This window comes from Alkalihalobacillus sp. TS-13, from assembly GCF_019720915.1.
Taxonomy (GTDB): Bacteria; Bacillota; Bacilli; order Bacillales; family Fictibacillaceae; genus Pseudalkalibacillus.
Window position 1 is genome coordinate 3,243,200 of the sequence record NZ_JAHKSI010000001.1, and the last position, 23,100, is coordinate 3,266,299.

Here is a 23,100-nt window from a genome sequence, read left to right on the forward strand (position 1 = left end):
CCTCCTTATCGTTTCATTATGTCCATCTCATCTACGTTTACAGTCTTACGGTTACGGTAGAGGGCAATAAGGATTGCAAGCCCTACCGCAGCTTCAGCCGCAGCGACGGTAATCGTAAACAAGGAGAATATTTGTCCCGTGATACTAGGATTGATGCCGTATTTCGCAAAGGCGACAAGGTTGATGTTCACCGCGTTCAACATCAATTCGATGGAGATCAAGACGATGACGGCGTTTCGTTTCGTCAAAGCTCCGAAAAGTCCGATACAAAAGAGGATCAGAGCAAGAACGAGATAGACGGATAAAGGTACACTACTCATTGTCCTCTGTCCCCTCCTTTTCATCATCCCGTTTCGCCAAAATAATTGCCCCGACCAATGCTACAAGAAGCAAGACGGAGGTCAATTCGAATGGAATGACGTATTTGGAATATAGTGCGATTCCGATCTTTTCCGTATTATCAACGTGCAGATCGACCGCCTGTTCACCAAAGCTCAAATCATTGATTTGGAAAAACATGACGATGAAGAATACGACAATTCCTGTCAAAACCAGAATCATCCTCGGTGCCCCAATCTTTGTTTCGGTCTTGTCATCGTGACGCGTCAGCATGATTCCGAAGAGCATGATAATCGTGATCGCACCAGAATAGATGAGTATTTGCACGAATGCGACGAATTCCGCTGACAGCATTACATATAATCCTGCAATTGAGAGGAAAGTGAAGACGAGGGCGATCACCATATGGACGACCTTCGTCAGGTTAAGCATCAGTACACCGCTACCTATTGCAACGAGTGCAAGAACAAAGAATAAGATCAATTCACCATTCATACCTTATTCTCCTTTCTTACGTTCGTATCGTTTTCGTCGAGCCATTCAAGATTTTTGAACAGCTCATCGCGGCTGTACTCTGCCAGCTCGAAATTGTTTGTCATGACGATCGCTTCTGTCGGACAGACTTCTGTGCAAAGGTCACAAAGGATGCAGATTTCGAAATTGATATCATACGTATCGATGATCTTCCCTTTTTTATTCGGATCCGGGTGCTTTTTGCCTGTCAGTTCAATACAGTCAGTTGGGCAGATATTTGCACATTGGTTACAGACGATGCATTTTTCCGGATAGAATTTCTGTATTCCCCGGAAACGATCTGGCATCTCAAGCGGTTCATCCGGATACGAATACGTCACGTTCTGTTTGGTCAAGTTTTTCAGTGTGTATTTTAACCCTTTTACAAGTCCTTTCATTGTAATCCCTCCGTTAGAACCAGATTTCCTTGATCACCGCGCTGATAAAAATGTTAAGCAGTGCTAACGGCAATAGTACTTTCCATCCGAATGACATGAGCTGATCGGCGCGCATACGTGGTAAGGTGGCACGCAGCCAGATCAGGAAGAAAACGACCACGCTGAATTTAAGCGCGAACCAGATGATTCCTGGAATGAATTCAAGATACGGCACCGGATTCCATCCACCTAAGAAAAGGATTGTCGTAATCGATGCCATCGCAAACAAATAGACATATTCTGTAAGCATGAAAAACGCCCATCTGAATCCGGAATATTCGACGTGATAACCTGCTACAAGCTCAGATTCTGCTTCTGGCAAGTCGAACGGTGTCCGGTTCAATTCTGCAACTGACGCGATCATGAAAATCGCGAATGCGAGCGGCTGAACGAATAGAAATGCAAGGCTTTCCTGCGCTTCGACGATCGTAATCAGATTCAAACTTCCAGTAAGAAGGATGATCCCGATTACCGACATGACGAGCGGTACTTCATAGGAAATCATCTGGGCTGCAGAACGCATACCGCCTAACAGCGCATATTTGTTATTCGAAGCCCACCCGCCCATCAGGACACCAACCGTAGAGATGCCGGAAATCGCGATGTAATAAAGCAATCCGATTCCGATGTCGGAAAATCGGAGTGACTCTGAAAATGGAATGACAGCGAGCACCATGAACGCTGGTGCAAAGGCAATCACCGGAGCCAGCATAAACAAAGGCCTATCTGCCGCTTTTGGAATCGTATCCTCTTTCAATAATAGCTTGAGCACGTCAGCTACCGTCTGGAGCAATCCAAACGGTCCGCCGACACGATTCGGTCCGATACGGAGCTGCATGAATCCCATGACTTTACGCTCGGCTAAGATCGCATATGTTACAAATCCGAGTACCATCATGAGCAAGCTCGCACCGAGTCCGAAAAAGATCAGCGTATTTGTCAGTGAAGGTGATGAGTAGAGCAAATCTTCCATCATCAGCCGTCCACCTCCCCGAGTACAATGTCGATACCGCCAAGGATCGTGATCAAGTTAGCGATATTCTCACCCTTCAACAGCTTCGGTAAAATCTGCAGGTTATAGAAGGAGGGTCTTCTGAACTTCAAACGATATGGTTCCTTCTTTCCTTCGGATGAAATATAACACCCGATTTCTCCCCTGGGTGATTCAATACGTACGTAGGTCTCGCCTGCAGGCGGCTTTATGATCCGCGGAACCTTCGCCATGATGTCCCCTTCTTTCGGGAATTGTTCAACAGCCTGCTCGACGATTTTGATCGACTCTTCGATTTCAGCCATGCGGCACTTATAACGGGACCAGGCATCCCCGCCGTCAAATACAGGGACCTCGAAATCGAAACGATCGTAGATGGAATAAGGTTCTTTTTTACGAAGGTCCCAATCGACGCCCGTACAGCGGAGGTTCGCACCGCTCAGGGAATACGCTAGTGCTTCTTGTTTCGTATACTTCCCGACACCGCGTACACGGTTGAGGAAGATTTCGTTTCCGCTGACAAGATCATGGTAACCCGCAAGCTCTTTACGCATGTGCGGGATGAATTCTTCGACTTTCTCGATCCAGCCTTCCGGCGCGTCCCATTTCACGCCGCCGACACGCATGTAATTGAACGTCAGGCGCGCACCCGAGATTTCGTTAAGTAAATTGATGATCATCTCCCGTTCACGGAATGCGTATAAGAACGGGCTCAATGCACCGATATCAAGTAAATATGTACCGAACCAAACGAGATGACTTGCAATACGACCCAGCTCCATCACGAGGACGCGTAAATAGTCCGCACGCTCAGGAATCTCCATGTCCATCATCGTCTCGACTGCGTGACAGAGGATATAGTTGTTCGTCATCGCTGATAGATAGTCCATCCGGTCGGTATACGGAATGATCTGTGTATATTGCAGGTCTTCAGCGAGCTTTTCCGTTCCACGGTGGAGGTAACCGATCACAGGCGTCGCTTCCTTGATGATTTCTCCATCGATTTTCAACACGATCCGGAACACGCCGTGGGTACTTGGATGCTGAGGTCCAACATTAAGCAGCATTTCTTCTGTACGAATCATGGGTTACACCTCCACATCGTATGGTTCATAATCTTTTCGCATCGGGTATCCGACCCAATCATCTGGCATCAGGATCCGCGTCAAGTTCGGGTGTCCGGTAAAACAGATTCCGAGCAAATCATACGCTTCACGCTCCGGCCAATTCGCTCCAGGCCACACCGGTGTCACAGATGCGACTTCCGGATTGTCACGGTCCAGCTTCACTTTCACCGCAACCGGCTGATTATTTTTAAAGGAATAAAGATGGGTATAGACTTCCATATGCGTTTCAAAATCGGTTCCATGCAATTCGCTTACGTATTCAAAATTCAGTTGTTCATTATGCTTCAGGAATTCTGCTAATTTATAAAACCTCTCCCGTTTGACGATGAGGGTGGGTACGTCCTTTGCAAGTCTGTTAATATAGGACTCTTCCAGAATGTCTTCACCAAGGTTATCCTTGATCGTCTTCACATATTTATCCAGGAGGGGCTGGTTTGGTGATGGCTTCTCTTCAGCTGGTTCAGCGGTCTTCGCTCCTGCTCCACCAGCTGCTGATTTTGCTTTTGCGGCTGCGGCAGCTTTGGCTTTTGCTGCAGCGATCGCCTTCGCTTTTTCATCATCCCCAGCTCCACCGCCTGACTTGGCGGCTTTCGCTTTCGCGGCAGCGGCGGCTTTGGCTTTTGCTGCAGCGGCGGCTTTTGCCTTATCTGAGGACGGTTCTGCTGCTTCCTTCGCAGCCTTTCGCTCGGCTGCTTTACGTTTCGCCTCTTCGACAGCTTTTCGTTTTGCTTCGGCCTTCTCTTCTTCGGACATTTCGGCGACCGGCTTTTCTGCTACTCCTGGCGCTCCTGCATCTTTCGCCGCTTTTTTCTCAGCAGCTTTGCGTTTCGCCTCTTCGACCGCTTTTCGTTTTGCTTCAGCCTTCTCTTCTTCGGACATTTCGGCGACCGGCTTTTCTGCTGCTCCGGACGCTCCTGCATCCTTCGCCGCTTTTTTCTCAGCAGCCTTGCGCTTCGCCTCTTCGACCGCTTTTCGTTTTGCTTCAGCCTTCTCTTCTTCCGTCATTTCGGCGACCGGCTTTTCTGCTGCTCCGGACGCTCCTGCATCTTTCGCCGCTTTTTTCTCAGCAGCTTTGCGTTTCGCCTCTTCGACCGCTTTTCGTTTTGCTTCAGCTTTCTCTTCTTCGGACATTTCGGCGACCGGCTTTTCTGCTGCTCCGGACGCTCCTGCATCCTTCGCCGCTTTTTTCTCGGCTGCCTTGCGCTTCGCCTCTTCGACCGCTTTACGCTTCGCTTCCGCTTTCTCTTCTTCCGTCATTTCGGAGAATGGTTTCTCTTGATCACTCATTTTTCCGTCACCCGCTTCCCAGTCTTAGCTTCATAGCGGATTTTTTCTTGTAGTTTGTTAATTCCATAGATTAATGCAGCAGGATTCGGAGGGCAGCCGGGAATATAGACATCGACAGGGACAACCTGGTCGACCCCTTTTACAACAGCATACGATTTTATGTATGGTCCGCCTGCTGTTGCGCAAGAGCCCATCGCAATCACCCATTTCGGCTCTGGCATCTGGTCATAGAGACGCTTCAGTACAGGCGCCATTTTTTTCGTAACCGTCCCAGATACGATCATGACATCAGATTGTCGTGGGGAAGTACGGAAAAATGAGCCGAAGCGGTCCAGGTCATAATGCGAGGCACCAGTCCCCATCATTTCAATTGCACAGCAAGCTAACCCGAACGTAAGAGGCCAAAGGGAGTTGCTTCTTGCCCATGCCTTCACCTGTTCGAGTGTGACGAAAAATACATTTTTGGAGAGCTCTTGTCGTTCTTCTGGGGTAATCTGTTCCAATTTTACATCCATTTTAACACCTTCTTCTTCCACGCATAGATGAGTCCGATCAATAACATGACGATGAAGATCGCCATTTCGATCAGAGCAAAAATCCCGAGCTTATCATAAGCGACGGCCCACGGATATAAGAACACCGTTTCTACATCAAAAATAACGAACAGCAAGGCGAATATGTAGTAACGGACATTGTATTGCACCCAACTTTGATGAAAGGGCTCGATACCACTTTCATAGGTTGTTTGTTTTTCTTTCGTCGGCTTTGTCGGTCGCAGGATCTTACCGGCAGTCAAAGCGACAACAGGTAAAAGGATGCCTAATAGCAGGAACATCAAAACGACCAGGTAGTTGTTTTGATACAAGTGATAGAGCTCCATATGTACCTCCCCATCTGTTTATTTAAAGTCGATGTTAGAAATTTTTTAATATTGTAATCGCTATCAATTATACCAAATACCAATTTTTGTGTCGACACGATGAATGACAGTTATACCCACTTTCTTCGTCACACGAAATACACGCCTCTCCTGGCGAATGAGAGGCGTATCCACTTTTATGCTTGACCCATACTTCTAGCTTATTTATCTCGAAAAAATTCATGCTGCATTCTCGGATTCTTTTTACCTATCTTTTATTAAACTTATGCCGAGGGGCGTTCCGCTATCCTCTTCACTTCCAAGTGGATGTGCGTTTACCGAGTCGGAGTGTCATCGGTTGTTACGGAAGTGTGCATTCAACTGTCCACGGATCATTTCCTCTTTCACCAGATCCTTTTTCAGCTTTTTCTTCGATACCATTTCTTTCTTGATTTCGTTCGTCTGGACGCCGTCCTCTCTTTTGTTTGCGATCTCCATAAGTGTTTCTACGTCTGAAAATGAATATTTACGAGTACCTTTGGCCGTTCTTTCAGGAAAAATCAGTTTGCGTTCTTCATAATAGCGGATCTGACGTTCACTCAATCCCGTAAGTTCTTTCACTACACCGATCACAATCACTTTTCTCTCTCTATAAGAACCTTCATCTACAGACATTCGTAACACTCCCTTCCACCTTAACTATACCTTTTCATATTTTCTCTTCAAGACTCATGTGAGGTTTTCTAACATAGAAATGAAAATTCATTGTTATATTTTCTGACAAACTTGATGAAACGCCTTTTTAAGCCCTATAAACTTTAAGTAAAGATGTAAGGTGGTGTTCATGATTATCCAGTTTCTCTGGCAATTCACACTTATAGCATCCGCCTTATTCCTTGGATCTTTCGTTGTTTCACTATTCCATCTGCCTTTGCCGGGTAGCATCGCCGGAATGTTTCTGCTTCTTATTTTTCTTTTGACGGGCGTAATCAAGCTTGATTGGGTGGAAAGAGCAGCGAATTTCCAATTACGGCATATGACGCTATTGTTCATTCCACCTGTAATCGGGGGTGTCATGTATATCCACTTACTCGAAAAAGAAATATGGAAGCTGATCTTGATTCTAGGTTTAAGCAGTCTCACCATCATTTTAGCAACCGGTACTGTTGTCCAATGGTATGAAAAATTACGAAGGAGGCAAAAAGAATGACTTTTGTTTTCGGAAAAGTTTTGTTTACGACTTTGATCACCTATATTGCCTATCTGCTTGGTTTGAAACTCTATGAAAAATACAATCGTAAAAGCTGGCTCAATCCTTTATATACGGTATCACTTTTTCTCGTTTGTTTTCTTCCATTGTTACATGTGGATTATCAAAGCTATCAGGAGGGAGTGGATCTCTTTTCGTTCTTGATGCAAACAGCGATCGTATCACTCGCGATTCCATTGTTCAAACAGTGGCCGCTGTTGAAGAGGAACATTAAGAAAATCGGAATCGCAATCGTCTCAGGGAGTTTAGCAGGACTCACGACAACGCTTGCACTTGCGGGGCTTTTTAAAATCAATGCTGAAATGCTCGCTTCTCTTACCCCAAAGGCGGCCACGTTACCAATCGCTTTGTCGGTTTCAGATAAAATCGGCGGTGAAGCTTCGTTGACAGTCTTGTTCGTACTATCATCTGCGGTATTCTCGTTCATCTGCGGTCCAAAAGTGCTGGAGCTTTTCAATATTACAAGCAAGGCGGCGAGAGGTTTGGCGATGGGCGCTTCCGCACAAGCACTTGGGGCGAGCAAATGCCTGCAATGGGGTGAGGAAGAAGGCGCAATGGGGAGCGTCGGCATGACAACGACAGCGATTTTCATTTCGGTTCTGACTCCGGTATCCATTTTATTATTGTAAAGGAGGCGTGTTTTCGATGGCTGGATATCTAAGGAAAAGTCTTGATCGTGTGAAACATCACTATATCAGCCAGCTCTTGAACGCTGGTTACTACAAATCAAGTGATCGGCAGCTTTATGAACTCACTCTGAAGGAACTGGAAAAGGAATTCAAGATGATGCAGTTAAGAGAGATGAACAAAAGAAAACATGGGCTGGGTTAACTATATATAGAAAAAGTGGGTGCTCTTATGATATTTTCAGGGCACCCACCTTTCATTTTTGTAAATTCAGCCTTTAGTTTTGTAAAACCGCTCATTATATTTGTGAATTAGTGAGAATCTTACTTCAACAACAAGCAAAAAAGAGCCCGGATCAAAGGCTCTTTATAAAACGCTCTTTTCGTAAAAATTGTGGTTTTTTGGTTGCTACAGAAATATACTCACTTTCCGCGGGCGAACCGCAAGCCTCCTCACTCGTTCCTCGCTGTGGGGTCTTGCCTGGCTCGCTGTTCCCGCAGGAGTCACGTATATTTCTTCCGCTTACAGGGTTTCAATAGCAACATTCTTTTAGAAAACAGCTTTATAAAAAGATTCCGCCATAGATGAGTGCTCCGGCAATGACGAATGCCGGATGGATCCTGAGTCTGACCAGAAACAGATAGCTCGCAGCAATAAGGAGCACCGTTTGCAGGACCCCAGAGCCTCCATAGGCACTCACAAAAAACTGATACGCCATGACACCAAGCAACACAGCGATTGCCGGTCTTACCATCACCGTCATCCGCTTTACTTTTTCGGAATCCTTATATTTCATCAATACTTTCAAAAGGATGATCATCAAAAGGAGCGATGGCGCGACTGTAGCGAAGACTCCAACGGCAGCACCTAGCCATCCAGCTTCTGCATAACCGATGTAACCCGCCATTTTAGTCGCGATTGGGCCAGGAAGTGCATTTCCAAGTGCTAAAACTTCACTGAATTCCTCTGTCGACATCCAGCCATATCGGTCAACGACTTCATTTTCAACCAACGGAATCGATGCAGGACCACCTCCATAGCCAAGGATACCTGGTATGAAAAACGCTAAAAAGATATGCCAGTAGATCATGATGCACCACTCGCTTTCTTCGCTTCATCATCATTTTCGGATGATTCTCGTGTTCCGAACCAGGCATATAATAGAAGAATTCCGATGATAATTCCTGGGTGGACGTTGGCGAATTCCATCAGTACTAAAGAAAGTGCGATGATAACAAGCGCCTGTACCCATCCTAAACCAGCTTTCGATTTTTTCGTGAATTGCCAGGTCAACTGGGCGAGCATGAACCCGACGACAGGAACCACAGCCTTGGTCATTCCTTGCACCCAAGTTTTGTCTTTATACATACTGAGGGTCGTCAATAGAGCGATCATCGCTAGAATGGAAGGTAAAATAGTTGCTAAAACGGCATTGATCATTCCCATCGTGCCAGCAACCCGGTACCCGATATAGCCCGCAAGTTTCGTCGCAATCGGCCCTGGAAGCGTATTACCGAGGGCAAGCAAATCCCCGAATTCATCATCCGTAAACCACCCGTAATGCTCAACAACCTCTTTATGGACGAGCGGAATGGAGGAAGGCCCCCCTCCATAGCCGAAAATACCGACTCGGAAAAAGGCCATGAACAAAGGAATGTGTATGGTTTTCTTCTTTACCGTCTTAGGAGGATTTACCTCTGTTTCGCTTCTCCCTACCAAGCGGCAACACTACCATCCGTCCGTGATTCCGTTCCACCTGAAAGGACACCCGTCTCTGGATCACGCCAAATGATCTGCCCCCTCCCGAACGGACCGCCATCTAATGCAACTTGGATCTGATGGCCTTTTCGTGCAAGAGCTTGTGCAATAGGGTTCGGGAAGTTCGGCTCCACTAAAACTTTCTTGTCCTCCATCCATTGCCATCTTGGTGCGTCAAGCGCAGCTTGTGGGTTGAGATGAAAATCAAGCGTGTTCATGATCACCTGCAGATGCCCTTGCGGCTGCATGAATCCACCCATCACACCGAATGGACCGACTGGCTGATCGCCCTTGGTCAAAAAGCCCGGGATGATCGTGTGATAGGTTTTCTTACCACCTTCAAGACGATTATCATGTTCAGAATCCATCGAAAAATTGTGGCCGCGATTTTGCAGCGCAATTCCCGTGCCTGGCACAACGAGTCCTGAACCGAATCCCATGTAGTTGCTCTGGATGAACGATACCATGTTTCCTTCTGAATCAGCGGTCGAAAGATAGACTGTTCCGCCTTTTGGAGGCGTTCCTGGTGTCGGATCCATTGCCTTTTCCCCGATCAGTTTCCTCCGTTCTTCAGCATACGCCTCACTTAAAAGGTCTTCCGTTCTCGTCGTCATCGATTTGTTTTCCGTCACATATTTGAGACCGTCCGTGAATGCGAGTTTAATTGACTCGATCTGTTTGTGATACGTTTCGACGTCTTCCTTACTCTTATACTCCGAGTCTTTAAGAAGGTTCAACGCCATCAACGCGATGATCCCCTGACCATTCGGGGGAATCTCCCAAACTTTATGTCCGCGATACTCAACACCGATCGGATCGACCCACTCAGACTGATAGGCTGCTAGATCCTCCTTACGTAAAAACCCGTCATACTTTTTCGAGAAAGCGTCAATTTGATCAGCGATTTTTCCACGATAAAACGACTCCGCTTTTGTTTCAGCGATGTCACGTAAAGTCGCTGCATGCCCTTCAGAACGCCATACGTCTCCTACTTCAGGTGCTTTTCCATCAGGTGCGAATGTATCAAACCAGTGCTTGAATGCATCATCGGTTAGCACATTTTTAAAATGCTCAGCAGCTTTCTTCCAAAACTTCCCTAACGTCGGTGAAATTGGATAGCCTTCTTCAGCATAATCGATGGCCGGCGCCAGCACCTTCGTCAACGGCAATTTACCGAAACGTTCCGACAACGCAGCCCAGGCTCCTGGTGCACCTGGTACTGTGACAGGAATCCAACCGTATTTTGGGATTTCCTCGACTCCTCTTTGTTTGAGTGCTTCTATTGAAATCGATTGTGGTGATGGACCGCTTGCATTCAGTCCATGCAACTTCCCTTTCGTCCAAACGAGCGCAAACGCATCGCCGCCGATCCCGTTCGAAGTCGGCTCTACCACAGTCAAACAGGCAGCAGTTGCGATCGCTGCATCGACTGCATTACCGCCTTTTTTCAAGATATCCAGACCCGCTTGTGCAGCGAGCGGCTGCGAGGTAGCCACCATTCCATTTTTAGCGAATGTCGTCATCCGTTGTGATGGATACGGATTATACAAAGCATCATAACTCATGATCAATTCCCCCTTCTAAACTTCATGACAGGCAACGAAATGATTTTCCTCTACTTCTCTCCATACCGGTTTTTCTTCCTTACATTGTCCAGTTGCCAGTGGACATCTTGTATGAAAAGGACACCCTTTAGGAGGATTCGCTGGATTCGGTAAATCCCCTTCTAGCTTCACACGTTTACGCTTCCTCCCTGGAATTGGACGAGGGATTGCAGATAACAGAGCTTTCGTATAAGGGTGCAGAGGATTCTCGTAAATTCGATCAGCTGATGCGAGCTCTGCAGTATTTCCGAGATACATGACAAGAACGCGATCACTGATATGACGGACTACGCCTAGATCATGTGAAATGAACATGTAAGTCAATTGATGTTTATCCTGAAGGTCTTTTAAAAGTTTGATGACTTGGGCTTGCACCGATACATCAAGTGCAGAAACAGCCTCATCACAAACGATGAATGAAGGGTTCAATGCAATCGCTCTGGCAATGCCGATACGTTGCCGTTGACCCCCACTGAATTCATGGGGATAACGGTCATAATGTTCTGGTTTTAAGCCAACCTCTTCAAGCAAACTGCTAACCTTTTCTTTCCGCGCTTTCTTAGACATTGAAGTATGGATGATAAAAGCCTCTTCAAGCGCATCACCGATTCGCTGTCTGGGATTCAATGAGGCATATGGATCCTGGAAAATCATCTGCATCTGCCTTTTGTATTTTTTGAGCTTGGATTCAGGGAGCGTTCCAATCTCTTCGCCCTTAAACTGTATTGATCCTTCTGTCAAAGGTTCAAGTCTAAGCACAGCACGGCCAAATGTTGATTTTCCACATCCGGACTCACCAACAACACCCAGTGTTTCTCCTTCATAGACATCAATGGTCACATTTTCAACCGCCTTGACATGGCCTTGTACTCTTTGAAGGATGCCTCCTTTTATTGGATAATACTTTTTCATTTTGCTGATTTTAAGAAGTGGTTGCTGCTGTTTCTGCATCATTATTTTGCTCCACCTCCTGTAACCAGCATCTAACCGTATGCGTTTCATTGACAGTAAAGGTCTTCGGGGATTGTTCCCTGCATTTTTCCGTTGCGAATTCACATCGGTTATGGAAACGGCATCCACTTATTTTTTCGTTCAAATTAGGAAGAGTGCCAGGGATTGGTTCCAATTGATGGTCACGGTCATCTACATTTGGCACTGATTTCAACAATCCCTTTGTATACGGGTGCTGAGGATTCATAAACAAACTTTCAACATCTGCTTCTTCGATTTTTTCCCCAGCATACATGACCATGACGCGGTCAGCTACTTCGGCAACAACCCCCATATCGTGCGTGACCATGATGATGCCCATACCTAACTCTTCTTTCATCTCATCAATAAGATCAAGTATTTGGGCTTGTATTGTAACATCGAGTGCCGTTGTCGGTTCATCAGCTATCAAAAGGGATGGTCGACACGCTAAAGCCATCGATATCATAATCCTCTGTCTCATCCCCCCGCTCAGTTCATGGGGATACTGGGACATTCTCTTTTCCGGATAAGGGATGCCTACTTGATTCAATAACTCGATCCCTTTACGATGGGCTTGCCGGTGAGATAACTTCTTATGGATCATTAACGGTTCACGGATTTGAAACCCAACTGTGAAAACTGGATTCAAAGCCGTCATCGGTTCTTGGAAAATCATCGACATCTTGTTGCCCCGAAGTTTACGCAACTCTTCTTTTGTTAATTTCGTCAGTTCTTGACCCGCAAATTGTACAGACCCTTCACTGATTTCGCCATTATTGGGAAGCAGACCCATTATGGATAAAGATGTGATACTTTTCCCACACCCCGACTCTCCAACGATACAAACCGTTTGGCCTTTATTGACGGAAAATGAAACCCCACGGACGGCTGTAAGCTTTCCTTCAGCCGTTTTGAATTTCGTTACGAGGTTTTCCACCTTTAGCAACTGTTCTGGCATGTTAACCCTACTCTCTGTATACGTTATATAATGACCATCGGCCAGTAGGATCCATCTCCAAGCCTTTAACCGATTTATCATATGCCGCTGCTACAAAACCGTGGTTCATGACTACCCATGGTATGTCTTCTACTACGATTTCATTCGCTTCGATCAGTTTCTGTTTGCGTCCTTCCTGATCGACAATATTTCGTGATTCATCTACCAATTTATCAAACTCAGGATTCGAATATTGAACGCGGTTTGATGAACCAATATTATCGCTATGAAGGTTTGGATAAAGAAGCTCACTTCCATCCGCGGTTGAATTTGTCCAGCCTAGAAAAGTGATATCAAATTCACCTTTTTTACTCACATCCAGGAAGGTGCCCCATTCCAGTGTTTCGATTTGAGGTTTTAAACCAACCTCTTTTAGCTGAGCCTGGACGATCTCAGCCATGTTCATATACACTGGCGTATTCGCAACCAACATTTTGACTTCATCCCCAGAATATCCATTTTCTTCAAGGAGTTGTTTTGCCTTCTCCGGATCATACTCGTAACCTAATTCTTCGGCTGACTGGTCATAACCAAAAACTTTCGGCCCAATGATGCTGTTGGATCCGACACCTAATCCTTTTAATTTTTTAACATAAGCCTCTCTGTCTAATGCGTGTGCAACAGCCTGTCTGAATGGAAGCTCATTTGATGGAGCTTTAGCCATGTTAAAGCCAAGGTATGATATGGGGGTTCCTTCTTTTTTCATGATCTCGACATTTTTAAGCGATTCAAGTCGTGGCAAATGCTCAGCCGTAAGTCCATCAATGAATTGAACCTCTCCAGTTTGAAGCATTGAGACAGCTGTATTCACTTCAGGAACGACTTTGAACGTCACTTTATCAAGTTGAGGTGGATCTTGCCAATAATCCTTATTGCCTTCTAGCGTAATATGGTTCCCTGACTTCCATTCAACAAATTTAAAAGGGCCAGTCCCGACAGGCTCCTTGTTCAAATTCCCCTTTTTATCAGCGGTTGGGCTCACAATTGACGCATTTGAATGGGATAATGCTGCAAGCATTGCACCATACGGTTCTTTCGTTTTGATGACAACGGTATATTCATCTTTCACCTCGATGGATTCAATCGGCTCCAATAAGGATGCTCGAGGTGCCGCAGTTTCCGGATTTCTGAACTTATCGAATGTATATTTTACAGCTTCAGCATTAAAGTCAGTTCCATCATGGAACTTGATTCCCTCTTTCAGTTTGATCACCCAGGTTTTCTGATCTGGGTTTTCATATGATTCTGCAAGGTATGGAACGATTTCCATCGACTTTTCATCCCGGATGAATAAAGTTTCATAGATTTGTTCAATAACTCGGGATGAAACCGAGTCGTTTGTTTCGATCGGTGATAGACCCACCGCCTTTGTTGTAGTCGCATACGTCAGCTCCTGAGGAACGTCCCCACCTCCAGAGCCTTTACCTGACTCTCCTCCACTGCAACCTGCTAATGCGACAGATACGATTAAGAAGACAACCAATAAACAAGTGCTCAAGCGTTTCATTTTCATTTTAACCTTTCCTCCCGTTGATTTTTAGTTATTGAAATCCATGTTAGGGTCCAACGCATCACGCAACCCATCACCCAAAACATTAAACGCAAACACAACTAGCATGATTGCAATCCCTGGAACTATTGTCATATGTGGTGATGTCCACATAAAATCCTGACCAGCTGCAATCATAGCGCCCCACTCCGGTATCGGCGGCTGTGCACCAAGTCCCAAAAAACTAAGTGCAGATGTTGAAAGAATCGCAGTAGCCATTCTCATTGTTGCAAACACGATGATCGGAGCCATGCAATTCGGTAGAATATGTTTGATGAGAATACGGAAATTACTTGCCCCGAGAGATTTCATCGCTACGATGTATTCTTGTTTTTTTACAGTTAAGACACTTCCCCTTACAATTCGGGCGCATGTCGGTATCGACCAAATACTTATCGCAATCATTACGTTCACTAGACTTGTTCCTAACATTGCAATGATTAACATGGCCAATAAAATTCCTGGAAAAGCAAACAACAGATCTACAAATCGCATGATGATTCCATCAAGTTTTTTATAATAACCAGATATAAGTCCTAACGTTATTCCACCGATTAAACCGAGAATGACGGATGCGAAACCGACAACCAGAGATATCCTGGCACCAAAGACGATCCTGCTCCACATATCCCGACCATAATTATCCGTACCTAGCCAATGCCCCTCTGAAAAAACAGGTAACTCACTTTCTGCCAGTGATTGGTGAACGGGATCAAATGTAGTGATCCAATCTGCGAAAATAGCCATCAAAGCTTGTATGAAAATGATGATCAGACCAAATACTGCTAATCTGTTCTTTAATAATCGTTTTGTGATCACTAACACCATTTTCTCTTTTTTTTGTTTGCTGTTTTCAAATTTTGAATTTGAAGCTACTGCCTCTCCAGACATTTGAGAACCTCCTTTCAAACCGATTAATCGTAGCTGATTCGTGGATCAATAAACGCATATATAATGTCAACGATCAGATTTACAAGCACGAACAGGGTGGCAACAAGCAGGACTGACCCTTGTACCATAGGAAAGTCTCTAGCTGCGATCGCTTCAATCATCAGTCGCCCTACCCCATTGATGGCAAAGACTTGTTCAGTTATGATCGTTCCTCCTAAAAGGAACCCGAAATTCAAACCAATGACTGTGATGACTGGAATCATCGCATTTCTTAATGCATGAATCCAAACAACTGATTTTTCCTTTACTCCCTTAGCCCTGGCTGTCCGGATGAAATCAGCCCTGATCACTTCCAACATTGTTGAACGACTCATTCGGGCAATCATTGCAGCTGATCCTGTCCCTAAAGTAATTGCAGGCAATATCAGCTGTTTCATCCCCTCGATTGTCCAAAAAGGAGCACTTAACCCTCCCACAGGAAGCCATTGCAAATTAACTGCAAAGATCAGAATCAGAACCGTCCCGAGCCAAAAATTCGGAATAGATATCCCGGCAAGCGCAACTGTTGTGCTTGAAATATCAAGCCATGAGTTTTGCTTCAATGCAGAGATGATCCCTGCTGTAACCCCAATGACTACGGCAACAATCATGCTTGCTATGGCAAGGTTCAGTGTATTGGGAAACCTGGTGAGGATTGCTTCACTTACGGATTCTTTTGATTGATAGGAAAACCCGAGGTCCCCTTGGAGAACCCCTGCTATGTAATTTCCGTATTGGACCAATACCGGATCATTCAAACCGAGATTATCCCTGATTGCTTCAATATCAGATTCCGTTGCAGTCGGCCCACCGATTATACTCGCAGGGTCACCTGGTGAAATATGCATACTCATAAAAACGATAAAGGATATCCCAAAAAGCAATAACACCAACTGTAAAAGACGTCTAAGAATAAGACTAATCATGATTTCACCTCCAATAATTTCGGCATACGAAATAAAAAATGAAAAAATAATCCCAATTTCAATAATGAAGATGGAAAATTATAGATATCTTTTCGAAAAGTAATTATTTATTTTTTGTACATTTGTTAATTCATATCCCTTATTTTATTTACAAATGTATGGTCAATTAAATTATTTATGATTATATAGATACTCAAGACAAAAATCCACAAAATATACAAAAAAATTGAAGTATTTCGAAAAATACTTCTTTTTGTCAAATAAAAAAGCCGGAGAAGCGTTTTCTCCTCCGGCATGTATAAATAATCCTATTAAATTTCCGTTTTGTAGAACCTCGATCGTTTATCTATAACTTAAGTCCTGCTCTACTCTTAAACCTTCTTAAGAGAATATGACTTTCAACCCGTGTAATCCCTTCAAGAGCATATAATTCATTGTTAATAAATGATTCCAATGCGATGAAATCATTAACCAAGACATGCATGTGCAACGTACTTGGTCCTGTCATTTGATAACAGCTTGCGACATTAGGATTGCTGGCTAGTGCTTCCGCTACTTTCACTAAAGCATTCGGTTCACAATCCACTTCAAAAAAAGCGGATACATTCTTTCCCACTTTTTCTGAATTGATCATGACACTGAACTTTTCAATAACACCATTTTTTAATAATTGGTTGATTCTTTCTCTCACAGAGACTCTGGATAAATTCAGTTCTTTGCCTATATCCACATACGACATTCTTCCGTTTTGAGTAAGTAGTTCTAAGATTTTCTTATCAATCTGATCAATTTTCATTCCCTCACCACACAAATGTAAAGTTTATCTCCCTTTATTATATAGATAATGAGTTTGCTAAACAATCAAGCCGTTTTACAATTTCATACTTTTAACCTATTTTTCTCCTTATATAAATAGGCATAAAAAGCTTTTAATTAAAGACTCTGTTAAAGGACTACGTTGATTTTAGTACGAAATTCGCGGCACTCCTGCGGGAAAAGCGAGCCTGGCGAGACCCCACATTTAGATTAAGTGCTGTCTAGCTCAGCGACCAGTCACTTGGATCAATTTAAACTTCCTGTGGCGGCGACAGCCTCCTCGTCAGTTTTCCAGTGACCTGTGTGACTAATCGGGTCGCTTCCGCTTTTCGTCAGCTCGCGGAAAGGGAGTGAATTTCGCAGAAATCAACAATAACCACTAACAGATCCTAAAAATTAATCAGAAAATTTAATCACCTCATAGACTTGTCGAAATATTTTGTATATACTTATTTGAAACAAAAGGGAATCCAAACGCCAAATTACATTTACAAATGGTGAATAAATGGGTTCATTCCTTTCAATTTTATAACTAGGGGGAGTAAAAATGAAACAATTGAAGAAGAAAATGCTTTTCGCATTCGTGTTCACTCTTTCGATCGTCACTGCTCTAACAGGTTGTTCAGCCTCAAGTGATTCCTCAAATTACCCAGAAAAAAATATCAAGTTGATCGTTCCCTGGTCTGCAGGTGGGGATACGGATGTCATCAACCGGGTTGCAGTAAAGTATTTAGAAAAAGAATTGGAAACCAAAATAACGATCCAAAATATCAATGGAGGCAGCGGATCCATCGGTGCTGAGGAAGCTATGAAAGCTGAACCAGACGGATATACAATCCTAGCTGGTCATGATTCAATCGGGATTTCTAAACTAATGGGAAAAACAGACTTTGACTATTCTTCCTTCGAACCTGTCTCCCTGCTTACATCAGCACCTCAGTTGATTGCAACTCATGTGGACAACCCCTGGGACAGCATGAAGGATGTAGTTGAACAACTGAAGGAAGATCCGGAATCAATCAGCTTCGGGGCATCCATCGGTTCCACTTCACACATTGTACCTCTTGGTATCCAAGACAAAGCGGATGTTAAATTCAAAATTGTCGGCTATGACGGGACTGCTAAACGTACCCAAGCTTTGCTAGGACAGCATCTTGACTTTGGAGCAACTACCATACCTGCTGCTAAGGAATATATGAAAGCCGACCAACTCAAAATGTTAGGAATTGCTACAGAGGAAAGAACCCCTGCTCTTCCTGATGTACCGACATTGAAAGAGCAAGGCATCGACTTTACAAACGCAACTAATCGAGGATTTTTCGCCCCAGAAGGGACACCTGAAGAAATTGTCAAAACTTTAAGTGATGCCATTAAAAAGGTCGCAGAGAACCCTAAGTTTGTCGAGGAAATGGAAAAGATGGGTGTAGAGGTCAGATACATGGATAACGAAGAATACGCTAAGTATCTTCAGGATGATGTCGATTATTTGAGCGGTATGCTGAAAAGTCAAGGTGTCATCGATTAATACGGATAGGGAAAACAACGAAACGGGGGTTGCGTATGACTAAAGAACATATTGCAGGAGCCGTACTACTTTTATTCTGTATATTCTTTTATTATCAATCGACATTCATCGATACAAAGGGCCTTACTGAGATCTCAGCAGCATTTTTCCCGCGTCTTCTTTTAGGGTTGATTTCCATTTTGACGATTCTAATGCTTATTCAATCGTTCTTGAAAAAAGAAAAAAAAACTGAAAAGAAGAAGGACAAAAATCAAAAAGAGGGCATCGTATGGATCATCTTTACCCTTTTTGCTCTCTATATCTTAAGTTTGGATTTTCTTGGTTTCATCATTTCTTCTTTCATTTTCATTACGATTATTTATCTACTGATCTTACCTGAGAAGAGACCGGTTAAAAGCCATGTGATCCCAATAGTCAGTTTACTAGTAATCACTGTTACCCTTTCAGTCATCTTTCAGAACGTCTTGAACGTTTATCTACCAAAGGGAATCTTTTTCTAAGGAGGGTTAACGATTGGATAACTTACTTTTAGGAATTCAAGCAATCATGCACTGGGATACTCTGCTATTGATGATGATAGGAGTCATTGCTGGAATCGTCTTCGGATGTATTCCCGGCTTTACAATTACCATGGCAGTAGCGCTAACCCTACCTTTCAGTTTTGGTTTAGAACCACTTGCAGGAATTTCATTGATGATGGGAGTTTGGCTTGGTGGTGCTTCCGGTGGGTTGATTTCTGCCTGCTTATTAGGGATTCCAGGAACTCCTTCTGCAATGGCTACAACCTTTGATGGTTATCCCATGGTAAAGAACGGGGAGCCTGGAAAAGCGCTAGCTATCGGATTATGGTCTTCCTTCATCGGTTCGATTATCGGTGGAGTGATTCTCGTTTTGGCTGCTCCAATGTTATCGACATGGGCGATCAAATTCGGAGCCTGGGAATTTTTCAGTCTGATGGTCTTTGGATTAAGCGCTATTGCAAGTTTAGGTGAGGGAAATTTGATAAAAGGATTAATAGCTGGTCTGGTTGGCATGTTTATCGGCACAATTGGAACCGATCCTATAATGGGAGTTGAGCGTTTCACTTTCGGATCTGTGGAAATGCTGAGCGGGTTTGCATTTTTACCTGTTTTGATCGGGATCTTTGCTTTCTCTCAACTCCTATCTGAAGCTAAAAAAGAAAAAAAGGAAAAGCTGGAATTCAATCAAAATATCAGGTTATCCTATCCCGTCAGCAAGACCTTGAAAAATATGATTTCCTCGTGGGCGAATGTGATCCGCTCATCCTTTGTAGGAACCTTTATCGGTGCCCTGCCTGGAGCAGGTTCAAGTATTGCTAATATCCTTAGCTATGATATTGCTAAAAAAATGTCTAGAAACCCAAGTAAATTTGGAAAAGGGACTCAGGATGGCATCATTGCTGCTGAATCTGCAAACAACTCTTCAGAGGGAGGCGCTCTGATACCTACACTTGCTTTGGGAATTCCAGGAAGCGCGGTTACAGTAATGATGATGGGAGCTCTTTTAGTCCACGGAATTCAACCCGGCCCGTACTTTTTTGTCTCTGAACCAGTTTTGGCCTATGGGATCTTTCTCTCATTCTTTATTTCGGCTATATTCATGCTCATCATACAATCATTTGGTATCAAATTTTTCCTGAGGATCAATGACGTTCCGATGCATTACCTCATTCCTGTGGTCATTATTTTGTGTGCACTAGGAAGCTTCGCTATCAATAATCGGGTCTTCGACATTTGGGTTTTACTACTGTTTGGAATTGTGGGTTACTTGATGAAGCTAGGCAATTTTTCACTACCTGCCTTTATTCTGGGTGTCATTCTTGGGCCGTTGACAGAGGAAAACTTACGGATCGCAATTACGACCAATAGTGATCTGACGCTTTTCATTACTCGACCAATTTCGGGAGTTCTATTACTCTTGACTGTTCTCTCGATTTTATATGCGATCATAACAGACATCCGGTATAACAAGCGTATACAAACTACTGATTCAACCGGTATCCCAAGAACATAACACATGATATGGATTTTTTGTCTGCAGGTCATTTCAAAGAAGTGATCTGCTTTTTTGTGGATTTTTAAACAAACGTTCTGTTACAGAACCACTCCTGCGGGAACAATGGTCCAGGCAAGACCCCCGCAGCGATGTTATCAGTTAACTAACGGACATCAGAGCCGTTATTTGTGACAAAATCGCTGTTTCTGAAATTTAACGGACACCACAGCCGTTAATTGTGACCAAAATAGCCGATTTCCTATGATATTTGCGAAATAAGGTCCCTGGTGTCCGCTAAGTTTGAAAAATTCCATTATTTTAGTCAAATAAGGTCTCCTGTGTCCGCTAACGGGTTAGTACAACTGGGTTTCCGCGAGGATAGAGTGCGGAACTAAGTTTTTGCAAGATGTGATGTCCAGCTCAGCGACCAGTCACTTGGATTACTTCAAACTTCCTGCAGCGACCACAGCATCATCGTCAGTTTTCCAGTGACCTGTGTGACTTTGCGGATCGCCTCCGCTTTTCTTCAGCCCTTGAATGGTAGTGAATTTCGTTTAAAAATCAACAAGGAAGATTAAAAAAAAGACCCTCCCAGCTTAAAATCGAGCTGAAAAGGTCTTTGTAAGCAGCTTTATCTGCTTGTAATATTGATTCGATTGATTGCGCGGTCTAATGCATACTGCGCGCGTTTGAAATCGATGTCTTCTTGTTTCGAACCTTGCAGGCGTTTCTCTGCACGTTCTTTCGCAGCTTTTGCACGATCGACATTGATGTCTGCTGCACGTTCTGCTGCTTGTGCAAGGATTGTCACCTGGTCCGGCCGTACCTCTATAAAGCCACCACTAACAGCCAAGATCTGTGTATTGTTGTCTTTCTGGACGCGAACAGCGTTGATGGTCAACGGCGCTACAAGCGGAATGTGGCCTGGCAGGATTCCAAGCTCACCACTGGTGGCTTTTGCGCTGACCATTTCTGCGCCTGTTACTTCATACACAGGGCCATCAGGGGTGACGACACTTACCGTGAATGTCTTCATGAAACCCCTCCTCGGGCCTTTGTACAAAAATCAGATAAAGATTTACCTTCATTTTGCACAGATCATTTATGCCATTTGTTTAGCTTTTTCAAGTACTTCTTCAATTCTTCCAACAAGACGGAATGCGTCCTCAGGGATATCGTCATGCTTACCTTCAAGGATTTGTTTGAATCCTTCGATCGTTTCCTTTACAGGTACATATGAACCTTTTTGACCTGTGAACTGTTCGGCAACGTGGAAGTTTTGAGATAAGAAGAACTGAATACGACGAGCACGGGATACTGTCAATTTGTCTTCGTCACTCAACTCATCCATACCAAGGATCGCGATGATGTCTTGAAGTTCCTTGTAACGTTGAAGCGTCTGTTGTACTTGTCGAGCCACATTGTAGTGCTCTTCTCCAACGATTTCCGGTGCAAGTGCACGAGAAGTTGAAGCAAGTGGGTCAACCGCAGGGTAGATACCCATTTCAGAAAGCTTACGCTCAAGGTTCGTCGTTGCATCCAAGTGAGCGAACGTTGTTGCTGGTGCTGGGTCAGTGTAGTCATCGGCAGGTACGTAGATCGCCTGGATCGACGTTACAGAACCTTTCTTCGTCGATGTGATACGTTCTTGCAATTGACCCATTTCAGTAGCGAGTGTCGGCTGGTAACCAACCGCTGAAGGCATACGTCCTAATAGGGCAGAAACCTCAGAACCTGCTTGTGTGAAACGGAAAATGTTATCGATGAAGAACAATACGTCTTGTCCTTGCTCATCACGGAAGTACTCCGCCATTGTCAATCCAGTCAATGCAACACGTTGACGAGCTCCTGGTGGTTCGTTCATCTGACCGAATACCATCGCTGTCTTGTTGATTACTCCGGAGTCTTTCATTTCGTAGTAAAGGTCGTTTCCTTCACGAGTACGCTCTCCAACACCTGCGAAAACGGAAATACCACCGTGTTCTTGTGCGATGTTGTTGATAAGCTCCTGGATCAATACCGTCTTCCCTACTCCTGCTCCTCCGAACAACCCGATCTTACCACCTTTTACGTATGGTGCAAGAAGGTCAACGACTTTGATTCCTGTTTCAAGAATCTCCGTTTTCGTTGTAAGTTCATCGAATTTCGGTGCTTCACGGTGAATCGGGTCACGTTGGATGCCTGGTTGAAGCTCCTCATCAAGGTCAATCTTTTCACCTAGTACGTTGAAAACACGACCTAATGTTACGTCACCGACTGGTACCGCGATCGGTGATCCAGTATCTACTGCTTCCGTTCCTCTAACGAGTCCGTCGGTGGAAGCCATCGCGACGGTACGAACAGTATCATCACCAAGGTGAAGTGAAACTTCGAGAGTCAAATCGATTGACTTTTCTCCCTCAGTGCTTTGAACTTTAAGTGCATTATAAATCTCAGGCAGGTTCCCGCTCTCGAACTGTACGTCGACAACCGGACCCATGACTTGAGTGATACGTCCTTTGTTCATGTTTTTCCCTCCTAACGTCCTTTTGAGGATGCTATATGTTTCTGACCCTAA

Annotated in this window: 26 protein-coding genes; 6 read left to right on the forward strand and 20 right to left on the reverse strand. The window is 44.3% G+C overall.

Going from position 1 to position 23,100, the window contains the following annotated elements:
- Nucleotides 1-5: 5 nt before the first annotated feature.
- The 9 genes from nuoK to KOL94_RS15470 all read right to left on the reverse strand — a co-directional run bounded on the left by nuoK (nucleotide 6) and on the right by KOL94_RS15470 (nucleotide 6,228).
- The gene (gene nuoK / locus KOL94_RS15430; RefSeq protein WP_221567275.1) at nucleotides 6-320 is read right to left on the reverse strand and encodes an NADH-quinone oxidoreductase subunit NuoK; all 315 of its coding nucleotides are present in this window, start codon (nucleotides 318-320) and stop codon (nucleotides 6-8) included.
- Nucleotides 313-834 carry an NADH-quinone oxidoreductase subunit J gene (locus KOL94_RS15435; RefSeq protein ID WP_221567276.1) on the reverse strand — a complete coding sequence of 174 codons (522 nt, stop codon included), beginning with the start codon at nucleotides 832-834 and terminating at the stop codon, nucleotides 313-315. Before KOL94_RS15435 ends, nuoK begins: the two co-directional genes overlap by 8 nt.
- Nucleotides 831-1,250 carry an NADH-quinone oxidoreductase subunit NuoI gene (nuoI, locus tag KOL94_RS15440; RefSeq protein ID WP_221567277.1) on the reverse strand — a complete coding sequence of 140 codons (420 nt, stop codon included), beginning with the start codon at nucleotides 1,248-1,250 and terminating at the stop codon, nucleotides 831-833. Before nuoI ends, KOL94_RS15435 begins: the two co-directional genes overlap by 4 nt.
- A gap of 13 nt (nucleotides 1,251-1,263) precedes the next feature.
- Nucleotides 1,264-2,265 (reverse strand): NADH-quinone oxidoreductase subunit NuoH, encoded by a 1,002-nt coding sequence (nuoH, locus tag KOL94_RS15445; protein ID WP_221567278.1) that lies wholly within the window; start codon nucleotides 2,263-2,265, stop codon nucleotides 1,264-1,266.
- On the reverse strand, nucleotides 2,265-3,365 hold the full coding sequence (locus KOL94_RS15450; protein WP_221567279.1) for an NADH-quinone oxidoreductase subunit D: 1,101 nt from the start codon (nucleotides 3,363-3,365) through the stop codon (nucleotides 2,265-2,267). The genes nuoH and KOL94_RS15450 overlap by 1 nt, the downstream gene beginning before the upstream one ends.
- A 3-nt stretch (nucleotides 3,366-3,368) precedes the next feature.
- Complete coding sequence (locus KOL94_RS15455; RefSeq protein WP_260412339.1) at nucleotides 3,369-4,694, reverse strand: NADH-quinone oxidoreductase subunit C; 1,326 nt, start codon at nucleotides 4,692-4,694, stop codon at nucleotides 3,369-3,371.
- A complete protein-coding gene (locus KOL94_RS15460) occupies nucleotides 4,691-5,209 on the reverse strand; it encodes a NuoB/complex I 20 kDa subunit family protein (protein WP_221567280.1) in 519 nt (172 codons plus the stop codon). The genes KOL94_RS15455 and KOL94_RS15460 overlap by 4 nt, the downstream gene beginning before the upstream one ends.
- Entirely contained in the window at nucleotides 5,200-5,574 is a 375-nt protein-coding gene (locus KOL94_RS15465; protein ID WP_221567281.1) for an NADH-quinone oxidoreductase subunit A, read from the reverse strand. The genes KOL94_RS15460 and KOL94_RS15465 overlap by 10 nt, the downstream gene beginning before the upstream one ends.
- A 330-nt stretch (nucleotides 5,575-5,904) precedes the next feature.
- Complete coding sequence (locus KOL94_RS15470; RefSeq protein ID WP_221567282.1) at nucleotides 5,905-6,228, reverse strand: MerR family transcriptional regulator; 324 nt, start codon at nucleotides 6,226-6,228, stop codon at nucleotides 5,905-5,907.
- 169 nt (nucleotides 6,229-6,397) lie between these two features.
- On the opposite strand from KOL94_RS15470, the gene KOL94_RS15475 reads away from it, so the two are divergent.
- Genes KOL94_RS15475 through KOL94_RS15485 form a run of 3 tightly spaced genes read left to right on the forward strand, consistent with a single transcriptional unit; the run spans nucleotide 6,398 to nucleotide 7,654 of the window.
- Nucleotides 6,398-6,763 (forward strand): CidA/LrgA family protein, encoded by a 366-nt coding sequence (locus KOL94_RS15475; protein WP_221567283.1) that lies wholly within the window; start codon nucleotides 6,398-6,400, stop codon nucleotides 6,761-6,763.
- Nucleotides 6,760-7,452 (forward strand): LrgB family protein, encoded by a 693-nt coding sequence (locus KOL94_RS15480; protein WP_221567284.1) that lies wholly within the window; start codon nucleotides 6,760-6,762, stop codon nucleotides 7,450-7,452. Before KOL94_RS15475 ends, KOL94_RS15480 begins: the two co-directional genes overlap by 4 nt.
- Nucleotides 7,453-7,468: 16 nt before the next feature.
- Nucleotides 7,469-7,654, forward strand: a complete 186-nt coding sequence (locus tag KOL94_RS15485; RefSeq protein ID WP_221567285.1) for a Fur-regulated basic protein FbpA — start codon at nucleotides 7,469-7,471, stop codon at nucleotides 7,652-7,654.
- Nucleotides 7,655-8,012: 358 nt separating this feature from the next.
- Here the strand turns inward: KOL94_RS15485 and KOL94_RS15490 are convergent, their stop codons facing one another.
- The 9 genes from KOL94_RS15490 to KOL94_RS15530 all read right to left on the reverse strand — a co-directional run bounded on the left by KOL94_RS15490 (nucleotide 8,013) and on the right by KOL94_RS15530 (nucleotide 16,982).
- Nucleotides 8,013-8,540 carry a chromate transporter gene (locus KOL94_RS15490; protein WP_221567286.1) on the reverse strand — a complete coding sequence of 176 codons (528 nt, stop codon included), beginning with the start codon at nucleotides 8,538-8,540 and terminating at the stop codon, nucleotides 8,013-8,015.
- On the reverse strand, nucleotides 8,537-9,094 hold the full coding sequence (locus KOL94_RS15495; protein WP_221567287.1) for a chromate transporter: 558 nt from the start codon (nucleotides 9,092-9,094) through the stop codon (nucleotides 8,537-8,539). Before KOL94_RS15495 ends, KOL94_RS15490 begins: the two co-directional genes overlap by 4 nt.
- Before the next feature lie 68 nt (nucleotides 9,095-9,162).
- On the reverse strand, nucleotides 9,163-10,773 hold the full coding sequence (locus KOL94_RS15500; protein ID WP_221567288.1) for a gamma-glutamyltransferase family protein: 1,611 nt from the start codon (nucleotides 10,771-10,773) through the stop codon (nucleotides 9,163-9,165).
- 15 nt (nucleotides 10,774-10,788) lie between these two features.
- Nucleotides 10,789-11,763 carry an ABC transporter ATP-binding protein gene (locus tag KOL94_RS15505; RefSeq protein ID WP_221567753.1) on the reverse strand — a complete coding sequence of 325 codons (975 nt, stop codon included), beginning with the start codon at nucleotides 11,761-11,763 and terminating at the stop codon, nucleotides 10,789-10,791.
- Nucleotides 11,735-12,742 (reverse strand): ABC transporter ATP-binding protein, encoded by a 1,008-nt coding sequence (locus KOL94_RS15510; RefSeq protein WP_221567289.1) that lies wholly within the window; start codon nucleotides 12,740-12,742, stop codon nucleotides 11,735-11,737. The genes KOL94_RS15505 and KOL94_RS15510 overlap by 29 nt, the downstream gene beginning before the upstream one ends.
- 7 nt (nucleotides 12,743-12,749) lie before the next feature.
- Nucleotides 12,750-14,294, reverse strand: a complete 1,545-nt coding sequence (locus KOL94_RS15515) for a glutathione ABC transporter substrate-binding protein (RefSeq protein ID WP_221567290.1) — start codon at nucleotides 14,292-14,294, stop codon at nucleotides 12,750-12,752.
- 24 nt (nucleotides 14,295-14,318) lie between these two features.
- A complete protein-coding gene (locus KOL94_RS15520; protein ID WP_221567291.1) occupies nucleotides 14,319-15,221 on the reverse strand; it encodes an ABC transporter permease in 903 nt (300 codons plus the stop codon).
- A gap of 23 nt (nucleotides 15,222-15,244) precedes the next feature.
- On the reverse strand, nucleotides 15,245-16,186 hold the full coding sequence (gene nikB, locus KOL94_RS15525; protein WP_221567292.1) for a nickel ABC transporter permease: 942 nt from the start codon (nucleotides 16,184-16,186) through the stop codon (nucleotides 15,245-15,247).
- A gap of 346 nt (nucleotides 16,187-16,532) precedes the next feature.
- Nucleotides 16,533-16,982, reverse strand: coding sequence for an Lrp/AsnC family transcriptional regulator (locus tag KOL94_RS15530; protein ID WP_221567293.1), 450 nt, complete (start codon nucleotides 16,980-16,982; stop codon nucleotides 16,533-16,535).
- A 567-nt stretch (nucleotides 16,983-17,549) separates the two neighbouring features.
- Between KOL94_RS15530 and KOL94_RS15535 the strand changes: the two genes are divergently transcribed.
- The 3 genes from KOL94_RS15535 to KOL94_RS15545 are packed head-to-tail and all read left to right on the forward strand — an operon-like array spanning nucleotide 17,550 to nucleotide 20,561.
- A complete protein-coding gene (locus KOL94_RS15535) occupies nucleotides 17,550-18,527 on the forward strand; it encodes a tripartite tricarboxylate transporter substrate binding protein (protein WP_260412340.1) in 978 nt (325 codons plus the stop codon).
- Nucleotides 18,528-18,562: 35 nt separating this feature from the next.
- Entirely contained in the window at nucleotides 18,563-19,027 is a 465-nt protein-coding gene (locus KOL94_RS15540; protein ID WP_221567294.1) for a tripartite tricarboxylate transporter TctB family protein, read from the forward strand.
- 13 nt (nucleotides 19,028-19,040) lie between these two features.
- A complete protein-coding gene (locus tag KOL94_RS15545; RefSeq protein ID WP_221567295.1) occupies nucleotides 19,041-20,561 on the forward strand; it encodes a tripartite tricarboxylate transporter permease in 1,521 nt (506 codons plus the stop codon).
- 613 nt (nucleotides 20,562-21,174) lie between these two features.
- On the opposite strand, the gene KOL94_RS15550 is transcribed toward KOL94_RS15545, so the two are convergent.
- Together KOL94_RS15550 and atpD are read right to left on the reverse strand one after the other, a co-directional pair.
- On the reverse strand, nucleotides 21,175-21,579 hold the full coding sequence (locus KOL94_RS15550; RefSeq protein WP_221567296.1) for a F0F1 ATP synthase subunit epsilon: 405 nt from the start codon (nucleotides 21,577-21,579) through the stop codon (nucleotides 21,175-21,177).
- A 66-nt stretch (nucleotides 21,580-21,645) separates the two neighbouring features.
- The gene (gene atpD / locus KOL94_RS15555; protein ID WP_221567297.1) at nucleotides 21,646-23,049 is read right to left on the reverse strand and encodes a F0F1 ATP synthase subunit beta; all 1,404 of its coding nucleotides are present in this window, start codon (nucleotides 23,047-23,049) and stop codon (nucleotides 21,646-21,648) included.
- Between the last annotated feature and the right edge of the window lie 51 nt (nucleotides 23,050-23,100).